The following is a 20,875-nucleotide window of genomic DNA, read 5'->3' as shown; positions in this document are numbered from 1 at the left end:
CCCATATTATTGTCTTTTGGTCCCCCACCTTTGAAGTGTTGACACATTTATTCATCTAAACCATTCATTTCTATGAAAGAATCAACACTATTACAGCCCTTAAAAGAAGAGCAACTACAAAACATCAAAGGAGGACTAGATCTCGGACCTTCCTTCAGTCAGATTTTTCGCAGCTTTTATCGTGGCATCATGTACGGATTATTCAATGAAACTGAATCTGTACTTTACAAATAAACCAGATCGATTTAACTAACCCAAAGACACAACGTTATGCAAGAACTTAAAACAACTGAATACACCAATATTCAAGGTGGAGGAATGATCGTACGTCCCATGAGTAAAGATGATAGAATCCTACACAAATTTTATTTATATGGACGGACCATAGGGGAGGGAATTAGGTATTTCATCAATTTATTCTAAAAAAAAGTCACCTTGATTCTTTGTGATTCAAGGTGACTTTTTTATTTCATTACTTTTTATGGTCATATGTTTTCTTACCGGTCTTGGTCCACTCTTTACGAACATAAGGCTCAAAACCTTCATCAAAAGGATCTTTGCGATGCTGTATCTCCTTTCGCCTCATTATGCGATCCTTTCGGTCATAGTATTCCATCCAGATCCCTACTTTTTCATCTTCTTTATATAGGCCCACAATCTCCAAAGCACCACTAGGATAGTATTTCAAGTAATAGCCATCCTTTAGCCCATGTTGATAAGGAATAACCTCTTTTACTCTTTTCTGGTCGGCATCGTAATATGAGACCTCTGCATCTTTGGGGAAGCCCATATAATAGTATTTCTTGTCCTGTACCATCATAGCATCCAAGACATTATTTTTTTGATAGGCTGTCCAACGCCCCGTACGGACTCCTTTATAAAACTGTCCGGTCACTACGGTATCTCCTTCTACAATTTTATAATATGGACCATGCAATGGCATTCCGTGTTTCTTGAAAACTGTTTGTTTTTGTACGACAGCGCGAGCATCGGAATTATAATAATACTTTTGATAAGGGTAAGCATTGGGACTATCCCAGCTCTTAAGTACATAAAATAGCTCAAAAGTTGTCTTACCATTGCGGGTTGTTTTGGTAAACTTGCGTTTCGTTTTTACTCCCCAAAAGACATTGCGTTTCTTTTTTTTCTTTCTTTTCCTATTCTCCTCCTCCAATTTGGCGCCCGGGTTCAGTTCAATGGTTGGTACCCCTTCCTCCATAGAGGATAAATCTACCGCCACAGAATCCTGAGGTGAAGTTTTCTTCCCTTTATCCTGGGCCCACCCTTGTAAGGTAAAGAATAAGAAAGTCACGAATAAGATTTTTCTGATCATAGGTAAAAATGAATTTTAGTATAAGTACCAATCCCTAAAAAAGACAATAATCTGTCAACGGAAGCTTAGAGCTTGTTTGGACTACCCCTTCAGAAAGGAACTTCCAAATAAGCTCTAAACAATAAAATTTATATAAAAATTCAAAGGTGCTTCGTTAAAGAATTCTCCCTTTACTTAGAAACCACCATCGTCATCATCCATTGGTTGTACTTGATCATCCATAGGGCTTCCTGTTCCTCCTCCGTCAAAATTGTCATTGCCAAAATCGTCTCCAAACCCTGGCTCTTTATCCAAGTATACAATATTAAAGTTCGATCGGAACTTAATCACATCATCCTGCTCTAGCAAGTTGACTACTTTGGACTTAGCAAAACCGTTCATAAACTCTTCATTGGAAGACCAAACTGATAACTTCCCTCTTTCTACTGAAATGAAGTACTGTACTCTTTCTTTCTCAAAGTACAGGCGGAACGTATAGTCATCTCCTCTTTGCCCAGCCTTTGGAATCTCTATCAACCCATCTACTTCTTGATTAATCATCACGCCAAAAGCACTTACTAAACCAATCGTCCCTTCATTATAGAATGCTCCTTCCTCTGACCACTTGATATGTGCGTTAGATATAAGAATACCGTTCTCTGATAAACGGGCAATATCATACAGAAGCTCTCCTGTCTCCATCGTTTCTCCAAAATTGCCAAATAACTCCGTATCTCCATTGTCAATCAACGGACGAAGTAATGCTAACACCTCTTGACGATGATGTGATAAAATCACTGCTCCCTGAGGCTCATAACTATCTCCTCGATCATCGTCAATTCCTATATCTTCCTTGATAGCACTTTTTCCTTTTTTTAATGCTTCTGCTCGGAGATATATAGCTGCATGGCTTTCAAAAATAGGAGCATCTAAGCTTTCTTCTCCCAAAGGAGGTACATTCATATGTCCTTTCCCATAAAAATCTACTTGATATTCCTTGATATTGACATTTTTGATCAATTCCATTTTCCCTTCAAAACGAATTTCATTCGCCATATGGTCATAGGTGATATGGTTCCAATAATAAGGATTAGTCAACATATCTCCATCACCTTTGACCTGATACAATCCATCCTTAAAAGATAGCTTTCCTACTCCTTTTACAATGGCTCTCCCTTTATCCAGCTTTTCATCATAGTGCAAGAACGTTCCTTGAGGCATAGCAAGAGTATTCAGGTAAATACCCACTTTAGGATTATAGTTCTGTCCAAACATCTCAAGGTTTTCATCCACAATGATTACCGGAAGAGAATCATTTTCTGGGTCCGAAAGATCCTTCTTATACGTATACCAATTGAGCCCTTCTTCATCTACTTCCAGTCGAAACTTTCCATCAAAGCCCATATAACGCATATCGTGCTTCAACATATACTTACCAGAAAATCGAAAACCTGGTTTAAAGAGAAAAGCATCCTCTTCCAGTACTTCTCCTTTTGCTGTAATAATGGTGGTTTCTACTTCTCCATCTTCTACATACTCCTGTCCTATTTCATCAATGCTTAAGGTAATGGTATCATTCTCTTCATTATGATATAGATAGTATCCTGACCCTTTATAGTTTCTACTGTCTACTACTTGGATATTAGCATTGGTCAAGCGATGATATTGATTATCCTTATCAAATACTACTTCTGCATTCTCCAGGTTCTCAATTTCACCTCCTTTTCCAACCATCACCACACTATCCTCTTCACTCGGATAGATATAACTATTAGCCACCGTAATATTCTCTACCCCTCCAATTGACAAAGAATAATCCTGAAGATCATAAATGGCATGCTTTCCAGGGATAATCAATGGGGAATTTCCATTCTTAGTAGAAGCAAAGTTTTTCCGGTCCCCCTGGCTATTCATATATACTTTTTTCTCCAGGATCTTCCAGCGGGCTTCCTCAATTTCCGTTTTAAATTCATTATTAGGAAATGTAAACTGAGAGTCTTGTCCTTCCTTTTTAATCACCACCTCATTTCTTTCCAAATCTCCCAGTACATGCATATGTACCCCTCTTAGTCCATCTTTATCAGCCACCGTTTCTCCCTTAATTGTAAAGGTAGAATTATCACTTTCGTACGTTCGTTTTCTAAACTTAAAGTTATGTGACTCTGTTTTGGACTCTTGTGTCTCAATCTTTCCATCTCCAGCAACCTTACTCGGCATTAGGGCGAGTGTTCCTGTAAATGCTATATTCTCACCACCCTGAAGCATGTCTGCATACATTCTAAATGGAGGCTCTGTATCGTCAATTGTTCTTTTCATGGTATTAAATACCATACTATCCTGATAAACATGCCATGTCATACTATAGGCATCCATATCTACCCTTGGGTGAATTTCTGACTCAATACGGGCGGAGTTACCTACAGTTGTTACGGAGTCGGTATAAAACTGGAAATCATCCGAACGGAAATTACTTCCCAAGTAATTCAACTCTCCATTTCCTCTCAGTCCTTTAGAGTCCAGTATCAATGTTCCTATATACCCCGCATTATCTTTTTCATACAAGGGATATTCTTGCTGCTTTCGCTTAAACCCGAAAGCCTTATCTCTCATATTTAATCGAATTGTATCTTCAAAGGGGATAAAAATATTTCCAGAGTAAAACTCTCCAGAGAAGGTCATATCCATTTCCTCATTAATGTTATCTACATTAATGTTCGGAATTTTCATATATACCCTCTTAGACTCAGGAAGTGCTTCTATCATCTCCGGCTTCAACTCAGAGTTCACTTGCTCATCAAAGTCCATACGTCCCCCTTCTGGCGCTCTAAAACTCGCCTTACTCTGACGCATACCACTCTTGTTATTGCCATTCATACGAAGAACTCCACCGGTATTTACGATAGAGTTAGGCGCTTCTTCTTGTTGTCCTGGAAGCCAAAAGGAAACAGATTGTATATCAGTAAGGTTTACCTGAAAAGAGTCATAATCAAAGTCAAACTGGTTTCCTCTAAAGATCAAGTTTCCTGCCCTTACCTCTCCTCCAAACATCATATTTCTATTCTCCTTCAACAGGACTTCTTTATTTCTTGGTGTTACCTGAATGCGTAGAGTGTCACTCATTGAGAATCGTTCCACTCCTCTTACTTTCAAGGTACTATCCTTTAAGTACAACGTTAGGTTGGGCGCACCCTCTATTGTAGATTCCAGGTTAAGGTTATCATAATCAAATAATTTCTTAGTCGTTTTCGCCACCTGTGTAGAGTCAGCGTCTTTTGATGCTACCGGAATAGTTTTGCGCTTTAGGCGGTGCATACGCTTATAAAAAAGATAAGCATGATGAACAAATACACCTTTAGGTAAAAGTGTAACCTCTCCGGCCGTTTGATCATAATCCATATAGCCTTCGGCAACACACAACCCGATAGATCTTTCCAATAAATTCAAAGGAATATCAGCACGTTCACTCAACTCTTCAATATCCACCAAAGGATCATTCTGCTTACGGGCCATCCAATACACTAAAGCCAAAGGGTGGAAATCGTAGTAACTTCCCAAATCCTTATACTTTGCCAGGTCAAAATAATGTTCTGAGTTCACATAGGAAGGGACTCTTTCAGAGGCTTTCCATGTCTCCAGATTCATCTCTCCCTTTTGCAGGTTCCAGTGCAATGCATTGGAATATACTCCTACCTTATGGAAGGAAAATATGTATGGACTATACTCATAAATTCCATCTGCTTTCAGATAAAATAATGTTTTATTCAGGTAATTATATTCCAATTGTCCTTTGGGATGTACAATAGAATCCTTCTCCAGGTAATTAATATTTAGATTAGCTTCTTCAGACTCCCATCCATAACTCCCTTTTTTAAATATTTTTGCCCTGGAAGTAATCATCAATGTATCCTCTTTGAAAACTTTTAGCTGGGACAATTGATCTCCGAGAGCCTCTGTACTAAACTTTCTTCCTTCCAAGGTAATTCCTCCTGTCAGTTCATAGTCTCGCTCTTTGATCACTACATTATGATAATAGGATTGGAAGTAAGGATATTTTGCCTTCTCAGGGGTCTGATTAATTCGAGTCAGGCTATATTGAAAGTTACCTTCCAATAACGTATCTCCATAATTGTAATAAAAAAGATTAGAGGAATGGGCCTCAATTTTTCGGGTACCCAACTCAAAGGAAAAATCTTTTAATACCGCATATACTGAATCCCTAGGATACCCCACATTTTCCCAATACACTTTTGCCTCTTGTATCAGTATAGAATCACTCAGATAAAAAACCTCTGCCGTTATTTCCTCCAATGCCAGAGAATCCTCATTGGCTTGAAATGTCAGTGTAGCTTCATCTAGCTTTAAATAAGGTCCTACCCTCATGGGCTTTTTATTCTCTGGGATCGCAACAAACTCTTCTTTCTCCTGCTCCTCTTCCCATGCTGTATCTTCACTTTGCTCATCACTACTCTCAAAGTAAACCTGATCACTACTCCAGGTTACTTCTCCCATATTATCCTCTTCTTCTACCTCCTGCTCTACAACCTCGGTCGCCGTACTATCTTCTTCCCATTGGAACCATTCCCCCATATCCTGGGACAATGTTTCCCCTTCTGCCGGAATATATCCAAAGTCAATATTTCCCTTCAACAGGGATGTACTAGAATAAGTAGACCGTTGCAATACCCCTTCCGTCATCAAACGCAGGGAGTTATGCAAGAAATGCTTACCTACCTTAGAAGGGTAGAAACCATAAGTAGAGCGCACAATAACCATCAGGCGCTCCAATTGTTCCTCATTCAATAAGCCGACTTTTCCTACACGAATACACTCATAGAATAGCTTTAACTCTTCTGCTGGTTGGGGAGATTTTTTATAAATCGCCTGTGCTGCCTCAAAAAACCTAAGCTGCTCCTTTTCTGACAGCAGTGTCGACAAGGAGTCCAGCACAGAGCCTTCTGTTACCTCTTCTTCACTTCCTGCTTGTTGTATATCGATCAGGCTACTTACATCCATCCAAAGACTATCTGGCTGTGTAAATAACACTGGACGGCTACTCTGTTGTGCCCAAACACTACCTACCAAGAATTGAAGTAAAATGAAGCAAAGAAGTATTATTCTCATATTCGTGTAAGAAAAATATCGTACGACTTAATTTTTTTATTGTTTCTCAAAAACAGCACTCACCCAATTGTTCAGAGTCTTGTGAGCGCTATACTGCAAGCCTTCTTTTTCTGCGGCAGCTTGAATCACCGGTAAGTCCTCCGTATAAAAACCACTTAGAAGGAGCTTACCTTCTGAACGAAGCATTCCCGCATATATTGGCATTTCAGAAAGCAAGACGTTTCGATTAATGTTAGCCAGCACTACATCATAAATATCTTTTTTCGGCATCTGTTCCACAGTACCCACTGTTACGTTAACATCTACCTCATTCAAAGAAGCGTTTTCCAAGGCATTCTCTACAGACCAATCCTCGATATCACAAGCGTCGACAGATGTCGCTCCCAACTTCATGGCCATAATCGCCAAAATACCTGTTCCACACCCTAAATCAGCGACAGTTTGATCCTTATGGTTGACAGTAAGCTGGTTTCGTAGCATTAGGGTCGTCGTTGGGTGATGCCCCGTTCCAAAAGACATTTTAGGAGTAATCACAATTTCATAGTCATACTCCTTCTCTGGTTGATGAAAAGAGGCACGTATCAATATATTGTCCGCTACCTCTACTGGTTCATAATTACTCTCCCAAAGTTTATTCCAGTTTTGCTTTTCCTCTTCCCTTACCTCATAGGTTACCTGCTCCTTAAAAGGTGCGATCACCTCTTCAAAGGCTTCCTGATCGTAGTTTTCTTTCTCAATAGAGGTATCGAATCCTTCCTCATTATCCAAGAACACTTCATAACCAATCCCTCCTAGAAGAGCCTGTACGATCTCTGATAGCTCTTCTGTACACTGAAAACTAATGGTGATAAATCCCATATCAATTACTGCTTAAATAAACGGATAAATAATTTTCTCAAAGATAGAGAAAAGGGAGGAAGTAAAAGGTATAAAGTAATAGGTATAAGGGAAAAGGGAAGTGCTGCAGGTACACTTCTGATGACTATGATCGTAAGGGGGAGTTTGTGGACATAGAAAAGATGACTTTTATTATCTTACTAAACTTTTTCCCGTTTACTTCCCTATATTTAGTCGATAAATATAATTTTAACGATTTAAACCGTTCACACTAACAATGAGAAAGAAAGTCGTAGCCGGTAACTGGAAAATGAATACCCTGAAAGACGATGCATTGAAATTGGCTTCAGAAGTGGTAAACATGGCAAAAGATGAAACTCCTGCAGACGTCACTGTAATTATGGGAGTACCATTTGTACATATTGGAAGTGTAAAAGCCTTAGTAGGTGGAGCATCTAATGTATTTGTTGCAGCACAAAACTGTCATACAGAAGAAAGCGGTGCTTATACAGGAGAAACTTCTGCGGCTATGCTTAAATCTTACGGTGTAGACTATGTAATCCTTGGACATAGCGAGCGTAGAGAATACTTCAAAGAGACTAACGCAGAGCTAGCGAAAAAAGTAGACATCGTATTGAAGCATGAGATGTTGCCTATTTTCTGTGTAGGAGAGGTATTGGAAGAGAGAGAAGCAGGAAAGCAAAAAGAAGTAGTAGGACAGCAATTGGAGGAGTCTTTATTCCACCTTTCAGAAGAGGAAATCAAGAAAGTAGTGATTGCATACGAGCCAGTATGGGCTATTGGTACAGGTAAAACTGCTTCTTCAGCACAAGCGCAAGAAATGCATGCGGATATTCGTGCCATGTTGGTATCTAAATATGGTTCAGATGTAGCTAACGAGATTTCTATCCTTTATGGCGGTAGCTGTAAGCCATCTAATGCGAACGAGATTTTCGGTGGCGCAGATGTTGACGGTGGATTGATCGGAGGAGCTTCTCTAGCTTCTAGAGACTTTATCGATATCACGAAGTCATACTAATTGAGAGAAATACTTTACTAGGGATATAAAAAGGTCTGCAACGATACTGTTGCAGGCCTTTTTTTTGGTACGTCCTCACGTACACAGGTGTTACAGACCCTTATAATGCCGCGCCAGTAGCGCGGCACTACTAGCTGATTCTACTCCAGTTGGTTTCTTTCTTGGCAAAACGGGCTTGCTGCCTACGAATCACTGCATGCTCCTCTTTCTCCAAATCGGGATCTTCTTCCAGGATCTGCTCCGCCAATGCTCTGGCTTCTTGCAACACCTGCGCATCCCTCCCCAAATCTGCAAACTTAAGATTCAGAATACCACTTTGCTGTGTACCTTCAATATCTCCAGGACCTCTTAGTTTCAAATCGGCATCAGCAATCTCAAATCCATTGTTGGTACGGCACATGGTTTCAATACGAAACTTTCCATCCTTACTAAGCTTTTTGCCAGTCATCAGAATACAATAGGATTGTTCTGCTCCTCTTCCCACTCTACCTCTCAACTGATGCAACTGGGCCAGTCCAAATTTCTCAGAGTTCTCAATTACCATTACGGAAGCATTGGGCACATTTACCCCCACTTCGATCACGGTAGTGGCCACCATAATCTTGGTTTCTCCTTTTACGAAACGCTGCATCTCATAATCCTTATCCTCAGGCTTCATACGACCATGTACAATACTGATAGGCACTCCCGGAAAAGCCCGACAGATACTCTCATATCCATCCATCAGGTTATTATAGTCCAACTTCTCAGACTCCTCAATCAAGGGATAGACAATATATGCCTGTCTTCCTTTCGCAATTTCTTCCTTGATGAACCCAAATACCCTCAAACGATTTGCATCTGTACGGTGAGAAGTAACAATAGGCTTACGTCCTGCCGGTAATTCATCAATCACAGAAACATCCAGGTCTCCATAAACCGTCATCGCCAATGTTCTTGGAATAGGGGTTGCAGTCATTACCAGAATATGTGGTGCCGCCACACTAGTCTTTTTCCATAAGGCTGCCCTTTGTGCTACTCCAAAACGATGTTGCTCATCGATCACGCATAATCCAAGGTTCTTGAAATCCACCTTCGCCTCAATCAAGGCATGGGTTCCTACGATAATTTTCAAGGAACCATCCCGAAGGGTCTCGTCTATTTCTCTTCTCTTCTTCGCTTTGGTGGAACCTGTCAAAAGGTCAATGGTCACCCCTATTTTTTCTGCATGTTCTTTTAGTCCCTCATAATGCTGTTGTGCTAAAATTTCCGTAGGAGCCATAATGCAAGACTGCGCCTCATTATCCAATGCGATCAACATACAAATAAAAGCGACAATGGTTTTTCCACTCCCTACATCCCCTTGTAACAAACGATTCATCTGATAACCTGAAGTCATATCCTTAAATACTTCCCGGATCACCCTTTTTTGGGCGTTGGTCAGATCAAATGGCAGATGCTCCTTATAAAAAAGATTTAAAGTGGGAATATTCTTAAATACTTGTCCCCGAAACTTCTCTGTCTTTTTACCCATCCGAGAAGCGATCAGTTTCATTTGCATGAAAAATAACTCCTCAAACTTCAAACGGGCATTGGCATCGGCTAATAGGGTAGGGTCTTTAGGAAAGTGAGCATAAGCTACCGCCAGTTTCTTAGACAAGAAATGAAATCGCTTCAAGATATACTCCGGTAAGGTCTCCTGAATCTGATCATAGGTATTTTCCAATAAGGCACGTGTAAGCTTACTTACTCCTTTACTGTCCAATCCTTTGGTCTTCATCTTATCCGATGTATGATACACAGGCATCAAACCTCCTTCCACCTTGGTTTCTGCCGTGATCACTTCCATCTCCGGATGGGTAATACTCCATTTATGTCCAAAGCGCTGTGGCTTTCCAAAGACCACATAGCTTACCCCATCCTTGATTTGCTTATCCAACCAATTGATACCTTTAAACCAAACCAGCTCCAACATTCCGGTTTCGTCTTTTAAGTAAGCGACCAAACGCTTACTCCTTCCACTGCCTACCACCTCTTTTCTTAGTAACTTTCCTTTCACTTGTACATAAAGCATCTCTTCATGCAAGTCTCCCACCCGATAAAACTGTGTGCGGTCTTCATGTCGAAAAGGAAAATGGGCAATCAATTCTCCAAACGTAAAAATACCCAATTCTTTGTTTAGCAACTCTGCCTTTTTAGGGCCTACGCCTTTGAGAAATTCAATCTTGGTGGAAAATATATTATTGATATTTGTCATTGGTTTTCAAATCATAAGTAATCTTGAGGCACAAATATAAGATTACCTCAAGACGCTTTAAATATGTTTAGAAGCACTCTTGGAGAATATTTCTAAATATTAAAAATAATAGTTAAATTTGAAGATTTACATGAATTCATGGAGTGTATTATTTATTGTCTCAGCTGAGTTATGAAAGTTTCGACCCGCAAACCCTTTCAAATCGTTTATTCCCTTTACGAGCATCAGTATCTAGGATACCTGTTCGAATCTTTTGTTGTGCAATTGGACGGCAAAAATAAATTGACCTTACAACATCAAAATATTTCGATACAAAATGCTCGTGAGTTTGAGAATGCGCTAGATGAGCGAGACTACAAGCTTATACGCTTGATGGATGAAATACAGCAGGGAGCAATCATGAAGAAATTTGCGGTTAAGAAAATGTCCGTCAATAAATTCTTCCATGAAATCTATGAAAAAGGAGAAGGCAATAAACTATTACAAGAAAGCATACAAGCCTACCTGGAAGAGCGACGAGCAAAGATTCTTGACCTTTTACCTGGCAAATTAGTTTTTGAAATGGGCAATGATGGAGAGCCCACTGCCAAAACACTTCGTCTACAACCTACAGCTGCGGAGGTCCGATTTGTTTTTCATCGTAATGAAGAAAACACTCATTATTTCCCCCATATCTTTTTTGAAGGAGAACGCATTGAAAAACTACACCACCATGATGCCTACTTGCTGTGCAATACTCCTGCCTGGGTTGTCTTGGATGATAAAATCATACACTTCAAAGGAGGAATAGAAGGCAATAAGATCAAGCCTTTCCTCAAAAAGAAGTTTATCGCTATTCCTAAAAAAATGGAAGAGAGCTACTTCCAGAAGTTCGTTATTCCTTTGGCCGAAACGACTGACGTGAAGATGCGCGGCTACGGTATGGTCATGGAAGCCAAAAGAACAGAAAAAATCACCCCCCTATTGTCCTTTCATACTATAGAACAAGTCAACAATATGGGAGAGGACAACTCTGAGGTAATCTTTGAGCTTCACTTTCTCTATGATGACACCATGGTTTCCAATGGTAATGGAGAAAAAGAATGGTATGTCTCTTTAGAAAAAAATGGAGACGAATACCTGTTCTCAAAAACCAAGAGACATCAAGCGCTGGAGAAAAAAGTATTATCCTTACTGGAAGATCAAGGGCTTGATTTAAACCATACCCCTACCATGTGCATGAGCAAAGCCAATGCCTTCAATTGGCTATCGGAACATAAAGACTTTTTGGATCAGGAAAACATTCTGGTCAAGCAAGAAAGCGATGAGGAGAAGCGCTACTTTGTAGGGAAATCCTCCATCAATATAGAGATCAGTGAGAATAAAGACTGGTTTGATATTAAGGCAAAAGTACTATTTGGTGCATTCGAGATTCCATTTATGGATATCCGTAAGCTAATTATACAGGGAAAACACGAGTTTCTACTTCCAAGTGGAGAAGTAGCCGTTATTCCAACGGTTTGGTTCTCAAAATATGCAGACCTCTTTCATTTTATGGAAGGAGGAACAGAGCAGCACCTTAAAAAGCATCACTTGTCTGTAGTCCATGAACTCAAAGAAAGTGATCTGGCAAAGGTCTCTTTTGACCGTAAATTAGAGCAACTGAGAGACTTCGAAACCATTGAAGACTTTGAAGAGCCTACAGGGTTTCAGGGTACCTTGCGCCCTTACCAAAAAGCAGGATATAACTGGATGAACTTCCTGAAAGAATATAACTTTGGGGGTTGTTTGGCCGATGATATGGGCTTAGGAAAAACGGTACAGACCCTAGCACTACTACAGCAGGAGCAAGAGTTGGATACTCCTCAAACCTCTTTGCTAGTCATGCCTACCTCCTTGTTGTATAACTGGGAAATGGAGGCCAAGAAGTTTACACCTTCCTTAAAGGTCCTTAATTACACGGGAACTAATCGAAATAAAAACCCGGAACTATTCAGTCAATATGATCTGGTAATTACTTCCTATGGTATCGTTCGATTGGATGTTGATATTTTGAAAGAGTACTTCTTCAACTATATCGTTCTGGATGAATCACAAACGATCAAGAATCCTAACTCCAATATTGCCAAGGCAGTCAAGCAACTAAAATCAAGGAGACGATTAATCCTAACCGGTACTCCTATTGAAAATACGACCATGGATCTATGGTCACAAATGAGTTTTGTAAACCCTGGATTGCTGGGCAACCAAACGTTCTTCAAAAAGGAGTTTTTACAGCCTATTGAACGAAAAAAAGATGAAGAGAAGTATAAAAAGCTTCATAGTATCATTAAGCCTTTTATTCTTAGACGACATAAGTCACAAGTAGCCACAGAGCTCCCCGGTAAAGTGGAGAAGGTACAATACTGTACCATGACAGAGCAGCAAAGTAAACTTTATGAGGAAACCAAGTCTTCTTATCGTAACGAAATTCTGGATCAAATTGAAGAGCAAGGGGTCAGTGGTACCCAAATGATGCTTCTCAAGGGACTTACTGAACTAAGACAGTTAGCGAACCATCCAAAGATGATGAACGAGAAGTACGAGGGAGATTCCGGTAAGATGGAAGCCGTACGAAGAACGCTGGAAAACACCTTACAAGGAGATCATAAAGTGCTTATTTTCAGTCAATTCGTTAAGCACCTACAGATTATCAAACGTTACTTGGATGAGGAAGGTATTCAATACTCGTACCTGGATGGAGGAACTAAAGACCGACAAGCAGAAGTCAATGCCTTTCAGGAAGACCCTCAACGTCAGGTATTCTTAATCAGCCTAAAAGCCGGTGGTCTAGGCCTGAACCTTACAGCCGCTGACTATGTCTTTATCCTTGACCCATGGTGGAACCCTGCCATTGAGGCACAAGCGGTGGATCGTGCCCACCGTATCGGACAAGAAAACAAGGTCTTTATCTATAAGTTTATTGCGAAAGATACTGTAGAGGAAAAAATTCTTGCCTTGCAGCAAAGTAAAAGAGAGCTGGCAGACTCCCTGATTTCTACGGAGGAAAGCTTTATGAAGCGTTTGAATAAGGAAGATATTGAAGCACTACTGAGCTAGTCTGTTCATTATGTTTAATTGAGCTTCGCTCAATTAAACATAATGAACAAAAAAGCTATTCCAACTTAGAGAGATAGTAAAGCCTTCCTAGCCTCTACTACTTTTTGTAAACCCTCTTCCAATGGCAATAAGTCTCTGTGCAAAATCTCCCTCATCTTATCAATATCTGGCTGTCTGCGTTTCATATCCCCTTCTTTCAATGGAGGAAGGTGTACAATCTCTGAGGAACTATTCGTTACTTCCTTGATTTTAGTAGCTAGTTCAAGAATCGTTGTAGACACATCGTTTCCTACATTAATTACCTCATCCATTCCCAGGTTTTCTTCTAACAGACGAATCGTCATATCAATATTATCATCTATATAACAGAACGTACGGGTTTGATCACCCTCTCCATACACTGTTAGTGGTTCTCCTCTCAACGCTGCATCAATAAACTTTGACATCACAAAGTCCGTACTTTGCTTTGGCCCATAGGTATTAAAGAAACGGAAAATGGTGTAGTCCAGATCATACTCTTGCTTGTACGATCGGCAATAGGCTTCTCCTACGTTTTTGACTACAGCATAAGGTAAGCGTGAGTTGAGTGGTGTCGTGTGTTCATGCTGTGGCAAATGAACCGGCTCTCCATACACCTCAGAAGAAGAAGAATAGAATACCCTTTTCACTCCCGTATTCTTAGAAAGTGACAGTACATTCTCTATTCCCACTATATCATTCAACACCATTACCGGATTCTCCAAGGTACGCTTTACCCCTACCACTGCTGCATAGTGAAACACGTAGTCAAACCCATAAGAGGTCATGATAGCTGCTACATCCTGATGATTATTAACATCTCCCTTGATAAACTTACAATTGGGGTGCTGAGGGACGTTCCTCAAATCTCCAGTCAGTAGATTATCCATCAACACAACATAGTTCTCTGGGTTTTCCAATAATCTGGATGCTAACGAGCTTGGTATAAAACCGGCGCCTCCGGTGATTAGTATCTTTCTCATTTTATCTTATTAATTGCTGCTTCTGCTATAACGTACCATGGCCACTTCTAGTGTAAGATATTTCATATGGTCAAAAAACTTACAGGAAATGTGCCAAAATTGGAAAGGTACAATATGGTAATATTTAATAAATTTGTAGATCGGAATCGGATAAAACAAGTGTTGATTCACTAATCATCCATTCTTATACCACATATATCCACCAAACAATAAAAGAAGACAAGTATGTTTGACGAAAAAACAATCGCAGAACAGTTCAAAAATCAGATCATGACCGCTACGGACGAAAATCAAATCGCCATGCTGATTCAACAGGCCTTTACTTTTCTGAAGATGAATGAGGCGATTACTACCGAGATGATAGGAGATATTGTTCAAAAAGTTTCTGCTGCACTGAATGATATTGATGTGGCAGGCAATGAGCAGGCAGAGAGGAATCTGGCAAAAGCGAAGGAGACGATTGAATCGCTAATAAACAGCTAAATTGATGCACTTAATTTTCAATGATTAATTTTCAATTTTCAATGATTAATTTTCAGTTAATGGTAATTGAATCATTGAAAATTGAAAATTAATAAGCACTATTTATTCGCAATCGTAATAAAAAATACGATTTGAGGTTACTTCAACCTGCACCCCTTCTTCCTCTTCTGTATAAGTTGTCGTTTGCAACGTTGGTAGTCGATCCTCATTATACTCATAAGCATACTCTGTCACACTACTAAACTCCTGATCATCTACAGAAATATACTCATCATAGGTCAATGTATTATGCGCACTGATCGTCTCCTCCATCACCAATAAAGAGATCACTGGAGAAGGATAAGTCTTTACGAAAGGATTAATCATGTCATCATAGGTATAGCGATCAGACCAGTAGTACCCTTCACCCGTACTTGATAACTCTATCAAGTTGCCAATCTCATCATAAGTCAAATCATACGTACCTGCAGAAACAAAACGATCCGCCTCTCCGAAGAAAGTTGCTATCGTTGAGATATCTCCATTCTCATTATAATCAAAAACATATTTTCCTATTTCAACATATTCCTCTGCAATACGTCCATTGGATACATTCAACTTTGCACGCTTCTCTCTCTGCATATTCATCACACGACGGATAGAGTTCGCTTTGATCACCTTAAGGTTACTGCTTGGAACATTCTCTGTATAAGTCTCAACAGCCTCTACAATACGATCGCCTTCATAGACAAATACAATAGACCAAAAAGCAACACCTGGCGTTCCACTATTTGCCTCCACTATTCGATCGCCTTCGTATTCAAAGTTGATCACGGCAGAGCTTCCTTCCCCATCGTAGATTCTAACTTTGGTCAGTTGCTCCATATCGTTGTATGTATATAACTCAGGAATATTTACTGTACCTTCCTCAAATACAGTCGGATTACTGATGTCATATGCATAGAAATAAATTTCATTATCTACGTCCGTCAACAAACAATTGACAGCTGCTGCTTCGTCCCAAGGGGTCATCTCCTCACAAGAGGTCATCCATAGCAAAGAAATACTCGTAAAGAGGTAAAGTAATTTTCTCATTTTTTAATGTTTTTGTTCAATGAATTCAGGTTGTTTTCAATCAAATATAAAAATTACCCTATAGAACAAAGACAAGTGAAATGAGAAAGTGAACAAAAAATAAAAAAGTAAGCCCTTTCAACGGTTGCTGAAAGGGCTTACTTTTTTTGTTGAATCGTTGAATTGAGCTTCGCTCGTTGAATTTCATCTTCGATGAGTTGATTCGAGTTGATATGTTGTATAAGTATCAGTATACACCTCAATCAACAATTCAACTCGAATCAACGAGCGAAGCTCAATTCAACTCATCGAAGATGAAATTCAACGATTCAACAACAACGTTTATTCTCCACCGGCTTGCATTCTTTCTGCATTCTCAGCAATTCGAAGTTGCTCAATGAAGTCACCAATATTTCCGTCCATTACGTTTGGAAGGTTGTGTACGGTATAGCCAATACGGTGATCAGTCACACGGCTTTGAGGGTAGTTATATGTTCTGATCTTATCGGAACGGTCACCACTACCTACCATTGATTTCCTGGCAGCTCCTACTTCCTCGTTGTGCTTTTCTAACTCTACTTCGTAGATACGGGCACGTAGTACACTCAAGGCTTTATCAAAGTTCTTCAACTGTGACTTTTGGTCCTGACACTGTGCTACGATACCTGTTGGCAAGTGCGTCAAACGAACGGCTGAGTACGTTGTGTTTACGGACTGTCCACCTGGACCAGAAGAACAGTAGGTTTCTTTCTTCACCTCGTTCATATTGATCTCTACGTCCACTTCTTCCATTTCAGGAAGTACCGCTACAGAAGCCGCAGAAGTATGTACCCTTCCTTGTGTTTCAGTTGCAGGAACACGCTGTACACGGTGTACGCCTGACTCATACTTCATTTTTCCGTATACGTCCTCACCAGAAAGTGATACCACAATTTCCTTGAAACCACCAGAAGTACCATCCGTAAAGTCCATTAAGCTCATCTGCCAGCCCATTGCTTCCGCAAAACGCTGGTACATACGGTAAAGATCTCCGGCAAATAAAGCAGCCTCATCACCACCTGCACCGGCACGGATCTCCAGGATCGCATCCTTACTGTCGTTAGGGTCTTTAGGAATCAGTAGTTGTTTCAACTCTTCTTCCAAGCCAGGTTGTTGCTCTTGCAACTCTTCCAGCTCCATTTTGGCCATTTCTCTGAACTCAGGATCTTTTTCATTGGACAACAAATCTTTTGCCCCTTGAATGCCGTCCAGCACCGCCTTATATTCCTCGTACTTCTTTACAACCTTATCCAGGTCTTTATATTCTTTATTTAGTTTGGCGTATACTTTCATATCCGCCATTGTTTCTGGCTTTACCAAGTCTTGAGAAACCTCCTCAAAACGTGCTTTTATCGCTTCTAATTTATCGATCATGTTTCTGTGTGTATTATTGCGAATTACCATCGCAGTATTAGAACCTTACAAAGGTAAGATTTTTAGGGAAAAAGGTACAATATACTGTCAAAGAGGATTATTCCATATCAGAACCCCTTCTCTGCAAGACAACAGGCTTTAGAATATGATATCCATTTACGAAAGCAATTGCTACATTAGTAATCACTACAGGCCAATATCCTCCCAATACGCCATAAAACGTAAAGAAACTACATCCTACAATATTAATTACCCTCAAACGCTTTACATCTTTCATCAAAAAGGATAAAAAAACAAAGGCCGAAGCCAAGTAGCCAACATACTCGATTACCTGTGGATTTGTCATAGTCTATTTGTCGTTATTAAAATAAAAGCAGTACCTATAGTCATTAAAGATAGATACTATAGCATTCGTTTTGGTTGATCGCTTATCGATTACCGCTTATTGTTTATAAAAGATATCCGTAATATACATCCAGTAAATTATATATCTTACACAACTGATTACAGACTTCACCTTAAAAACCTTTTCGACTTACCTTTAAATAAAGCCTTTTCCTCCTGTTTTGGTTCTTAGCATTTTGTTAATAACTTTTATAACTCTTTTTAGAAAAATCGCGTTATACGATTATCATTATACCAAACCAAAAATTCTATGCTTAAAACAAAGCTTCCCTCTCCTAAGCAACAACTTGAAACCTTAGCCAATTGCAACGTCCCTACTTTTTCTGAGAAGTTACAGGAACATCAACTTTCCTCACTTACCCCTAACGCCTTGGAAATCCTTCAAATCAACTTGGGGAAAATGTGTAACCAGGTGTGTAATCACTGCCATGTGGACGCCGGCCCCGACCGAAAGGAGATTATGCCTAAGGAGATTATGGAAAAATGCCTTGACCTTATTAAAGAAGGAGATATTCATACCGTAGACCTCACCGGAGGAGCACCCGAAATGCACCCTCACTTCCAATGGTTTGTTACTGAAGTGCGTGCTTTAGGAGCAGAAGTTATTGTAAGAAGTAATCTCACGATTCTGACAGTCAATAAACATTATCGTACCTATCCAAAGTTTTTTAAAGATCATCAGGTAATAGTAATCTCCTCTCTTCCATGTTATACCGCTGACAATACTGATAAGCAAAGAGGTAAAGGGGTATTTCATCGCTCTATAGAAGCCCTAAAAGCATTGAATCAACTAGGATATGGTCAAGAAGGCTCTCCTTTGCAATTACATTTGGTTTATAATCCGGGAGGTCCTTCTCTTCCCCCTTCACAAGAAGCTTTGAAAAAGGATTATAAGAAAGTTCTTAAAGAAGACTATGATATTGTTTTCAACGATCTATATACCATTACCAACTTACCAATCAACCGCTTTTTAGAAGAGCTAATCCAAAAAGGAAGGGTAGAAGAATATATGCAGAAACTGGTCGATAACTTCAATCCATCGGCTGCTTTAGGTGTCATGTGTACCAATACGTTATCCATCAGTTGGGATGGTTATCTCTACGATTGTGATTTCAATCAGATGTTGGAAATGCCTATCAACGCTTCTTTTGCCCCACATATTAACGACCTACAACTAGCTACTCTTCAGCAAAGGGCTATTAAGGTGGCCCATCATTGTTTTGGCTGCACAGCGGGAGCCGGCTCCAGCTGTCAGGGAGCTTTAGTTTGATTCCACTAAAAAAAGACGCCCCCAAAAGGAGCGTCTTTTCAGTATTTTAACCAATTCAATTATATTTAATTGACTCTTTAGATGGAGAACAATTTCTCCTCAATATCTTTAATAATTAGGCCTTTGATGTAAAGTGAAGATTAACTTTTCAATATGTATTAAGAGAAAAAATTGACACTAGATTCTCTTTTTCTAATCATAAGTTGGTTTGTATAATACCACTTACATGCCACTAAATATAACCAACTGAAAAACAGTTGCATACAATAATATTTCAATTTATCACACTTCTATCAATTGTCCGATAACGATCAATTTTGTAATAGAAGCGTTCACTTTTATCATTATACTATTTCTCAATTTTGAACTGCATGAACATTCAAGTAATTAAACAGGCGATCCTATCCAGCCCACTGGAACGTATTCCAGAAAAGATGAGAACCTTACTAGCCAACGAACTGCCCTTTGTCGACGTACACACCCATTTATTTAATTATAAAGATGTCCCTGACAAATTTTTGGGAGTACGTTTCCCAATGCACGCCAACATTTTACAGTGGACTGAAAATATTCTAGATGCCATCATTCCCTGGGACGCAGAAGATAGTCTCAGTCTATTAGCTGATTTTATTGATGAAATAAACTCTGAGCACAGCGAGGAGGTTTTCCAGCATCTATGTTCTTTTTATCGAGATGATGTAATCTTTGGGGTGTTAACCATGGATATGTCCATTGGTATAGAAGGAAACGTAATGCATGAGTGGGAAATGCAAATGGAGATCATCAAGCAATTAAGAGACAAGCACCCTACAAGGATTGTCCCCTTTGCGGCTATAGATCCTAGAAGAGAAGATGCACTGAATAAATTTCATCAAGCTTTTGCTGCCGATGGACCTTATCAGTTTGCAGGCCTAAAAATCTATCCTTCTTTGGGCTATGTTCCTAGCCACCCTCGTATGATGCAAATGCTAGAGATTTGTGAGGAAAAGCAAATTCCTGTCATTGCCCATTGTAGTGGTGCCAGTGTAAAGGCTAGCAGTAATGTGCTTACCGTAGAGTATACCGAGCTAGATCAAGATGGACAACAAGTACATAAAAGTAACGAAGTCGTATTAGAGACTCCACAAGACTATTCGGACACCTTTAACGACCCTATCCATTGGACTACCGTTTTAGAAGCTTATCCTAACCTAAAGCTTAATCTGGCACACTTTGGGGGAGCTGATCAGTGGAATGCCTATCAGGTTTCTACCATTCATGATACTTGGGTAGACACTATTTTGGGCTTTATGGAAAAGTACCCTCATGTTTATGCAGACTTTTCCTATACCATGGCTTTTCCTGAGCTAGGAGCTGCCCTACAGACTATGATGACCCAGAATAAAACCGTACGTCATCGTACACTCTTTGGATCTGACTATTATATGCTCTTGCAAGAAGGGAAATATCAGCGAATGCTGGATGATTTTGCAGGAAAGATGGGCGCTGACTATATGTACCAGATTGGCGTGCATAATACACATCGCTTTTTATTTGGTATAGAAAAAGAGGTAACCACTGAAAAAAAACATGTGCTTACTTCTAAAAAGGTATAAAGTAAAAGGTAAGAGGTAATAATTACCTCTTA

The 20,875-nt window shown here is 39.7% G+C and carries 14 protein-coding genes; 6 read left to right on the top strand and 8 right to left on the bottom strand.

The window, feature by feature from the left end; translation table 11 throughout:
* Positions 1 to 72 precede the first annotated feature (72 nt).
* A complete protein-coding gene (locus tag ABD985_RS17050) occupies positions 73 to 234 on the top strand; it encodes a hypothetical protein (RefSeq protein ID WP_345373849.1) in 162 nt (53 codons plus the stop codon).
* A gap of 238 nt (positions 235 to 472) precedes the next feature.
* Here the strand turns inward: ABD985_RS17050 and ABD985_RS17045 are convergent, their stop codons facing one another.
* From ABD985_RS17045 to prmA, 3 genes are all read right to left on the bottom strand, one after another.
* Positions 473 to 1,333: a toxin-antitoxin system YwqK family antitoxin gene (locus ABD985_RS17045; RefSeq protein ID WP_345373847.1), complete on the bottom strand. Its 861-nt coding sequence runs from the start codon at positions 1,331 to 1,333 to the stop codon at positions 473 to 475.
* Positions 1,334 to 1,507: 174 nt separating this feature from the next.
* Positions 1,508 to 6,433, bottom strand: a complete 4,926-nt coding sequence (locus tag ABD985_RS17040; RefSeq protein WP_345373845.1) for a hypothetical protein — start codon at positions 6,431 to 6,433, stop codon at positions 1,508 to 1,510.
* A gap of 36 nt (positions 6,434 to 6,469) precedes the next feature.
* Positions 6,470 to 7,291 (bottom strand): 50S ribosomal protein L11 methyltransferase, encoded by an 822-nt coding sequence (gene prmA, locus ABD985_RS17035; protein ID WP_345373843.1) that lies wholly within the window; start codon positions 7,289 to 7,291, stop codon positions 6,470 to 6,472.
* Positions 7,292 to 7,547: 256 nt separating this feature from the next.
* On the opposite strand from prmA, the gene tpiA reads away from it, so the two are divergent.
* Complete coding sequence (gene tpiA, locus ABD985_RS17030; protein ID WP_345373841.1) at positions 7,548 to 8,309, top strand: triose-phosphate isomerase; 762 nt, start codon at positions 7,548 to 7,550, stop codon at positions 8,307 to 8,309.
* A gap of 130 nt (positions 8,310 to 8,439) precedes the next feature.
* Here the strand turns inward: tpiA and recG are convergent, their stop codons facing one another.
* Entirely contained in the window at positions 8,440 to 10,536 is a 2,097-nt protein-coding gene (gene recG, locus ABD985_RS17025) for an ATP-dependent DNA helicase RecG (protein WP_425550446.1), read from the bottom strand.
* Between the two features lie 180 nt (positions 10,537 to 10,716).
* On the opposite strand from recG, the gene ABD985_RS17020 reads away from it, so the two are divergent.
* A complete protein-coding gene (locus ABD985_RS17020) occupies positions 10,717 to 13,623 on the top strand; it encodes a DEAD/DEAH box helicase (RefSeq protein ID WP_345373836.1) in 2,907 nt (968 codons plus the stop codon).
* A gap of 65 nt (positions 13,624 to 13,688) precedes the next feature.
* Here ABD985_RS17020 and ABD985_RS17015 read toward each other — a convergent pair whose 3' ends face one another.
* Positions 13,689 to 14,624, bottom strand: coding sequence for an NAD-dependent epimerase/dehydratase family protein (locus tag ABD985_RS17015; RefSeq protein ID WP_345373834.1), 936 nt, complete (start codon positions 14,622 to 14,624; stop codon positions 13,689 to 13,691).
* 225 nt (positions 14,625 to 14,849) lie between these two features.
* On the opposite strand from ABD985_RS17015, the gene ABD985_RS17010 reads away from it, so the two are divergent.
* Positions 14,850 to 15,107, top strand: a complete 258-nt coding sequence (locus tag ABD985_RS17010; RefSeq protein WP_345373832.1) for a hypothetical protein — start codon at positions 14,850 to 14,852, stop codon at positions 15,105 to 15,107.
* A 102-nt stretch (positions 15,108 to 15,209) separates the two neighbouring features.
* On the opposite strand, the gene ABD985_RS17005 is transcribed toward ABD985_RS17010, so the two are convergent.
* The 3 genes from ABD985_RS17005 to ABD985_RS16995 form a co-directional block, all read right to left on the bottom strand.
* Positions 15,210 to 16,181 (bottom strand): hypothetical protein, encoded by a 972-nt coding sequence (locus tag ABD985_RS17005; RefSeq protein ID WP_345373830.1) that lies wholly within the window; start codon positions 16,179 to 16,181, stop codon positions 15,210 to 15,212.
* Between the two features lie 321 nt (positions 16,182 to 16,502).
* Positions 16,503 to 17,573, bottom strand: a complete 1,071-nt coding sequence (gene prfA, locus ABD985_RS17000; protein WP_345373828.1) for a peptide chain release factor 1 — start codon at positions 17,571 to 17,573, stop codon at positions 16,503 to 16,505.
* 97 nt (positions 17,574 to 17,670) lie between these two features.
* Positions 17,671 to 17,919: a hypothetical protein gene (locus tag ABD985_RS16995; protein ID WP_345373826.1), complete on the bottom strand. Its 249-nt coding sequence runs from the start codon at positions 17,917 to 17,919 to the stop codon at positions 17,671 to 17,673.
* Positions 17,920 to 18,228: 309 nt separating this feature from the next.
* Between ABD985_RS16995 and arsS the strand changes: the two genes are divergently transcribed.
* Together arsS and ABD985_RS16985 are read left to right on the top strand one after the other, a co-directional pair.
* Complete coding sequence (arsS, locus tag ABD985_RS16990) at positions 18,229 to 19,248, top strand: arsenosugar biosynthesis radical SAM (seleno)protein ArsS (protein WP_345373824.1); 1,020 nt, start codon at positions 18,229 to 18,231, stop codon at positions 19,246 to 19,248.
* 371 nt (positions 19,249 to 19,619) lie between these two features.
* Entirely contained in the window at positions 19,620 to 20,843 is a 1,224-nt protein-coding gene (locus ABD985_RS16985) for an amidohydrolase family protein (RefSeq protein WP_345373822.1), read from the top strand.
* Positions 20,844 to 20,875: the final 32 nt, after the last annotated feature.

This window comes from Algivirga pacifica, from assembly GCF_039543525.1.
Lineage (GTDB): Bacteria > Bacteroidota > Bacteroidia > Cytophagales > Flammeovirgaceae > Algivirga > Algivirga pacifica.
This window is presented reverse-complemented; position numbering and strand designations above follow the sequence as displayed.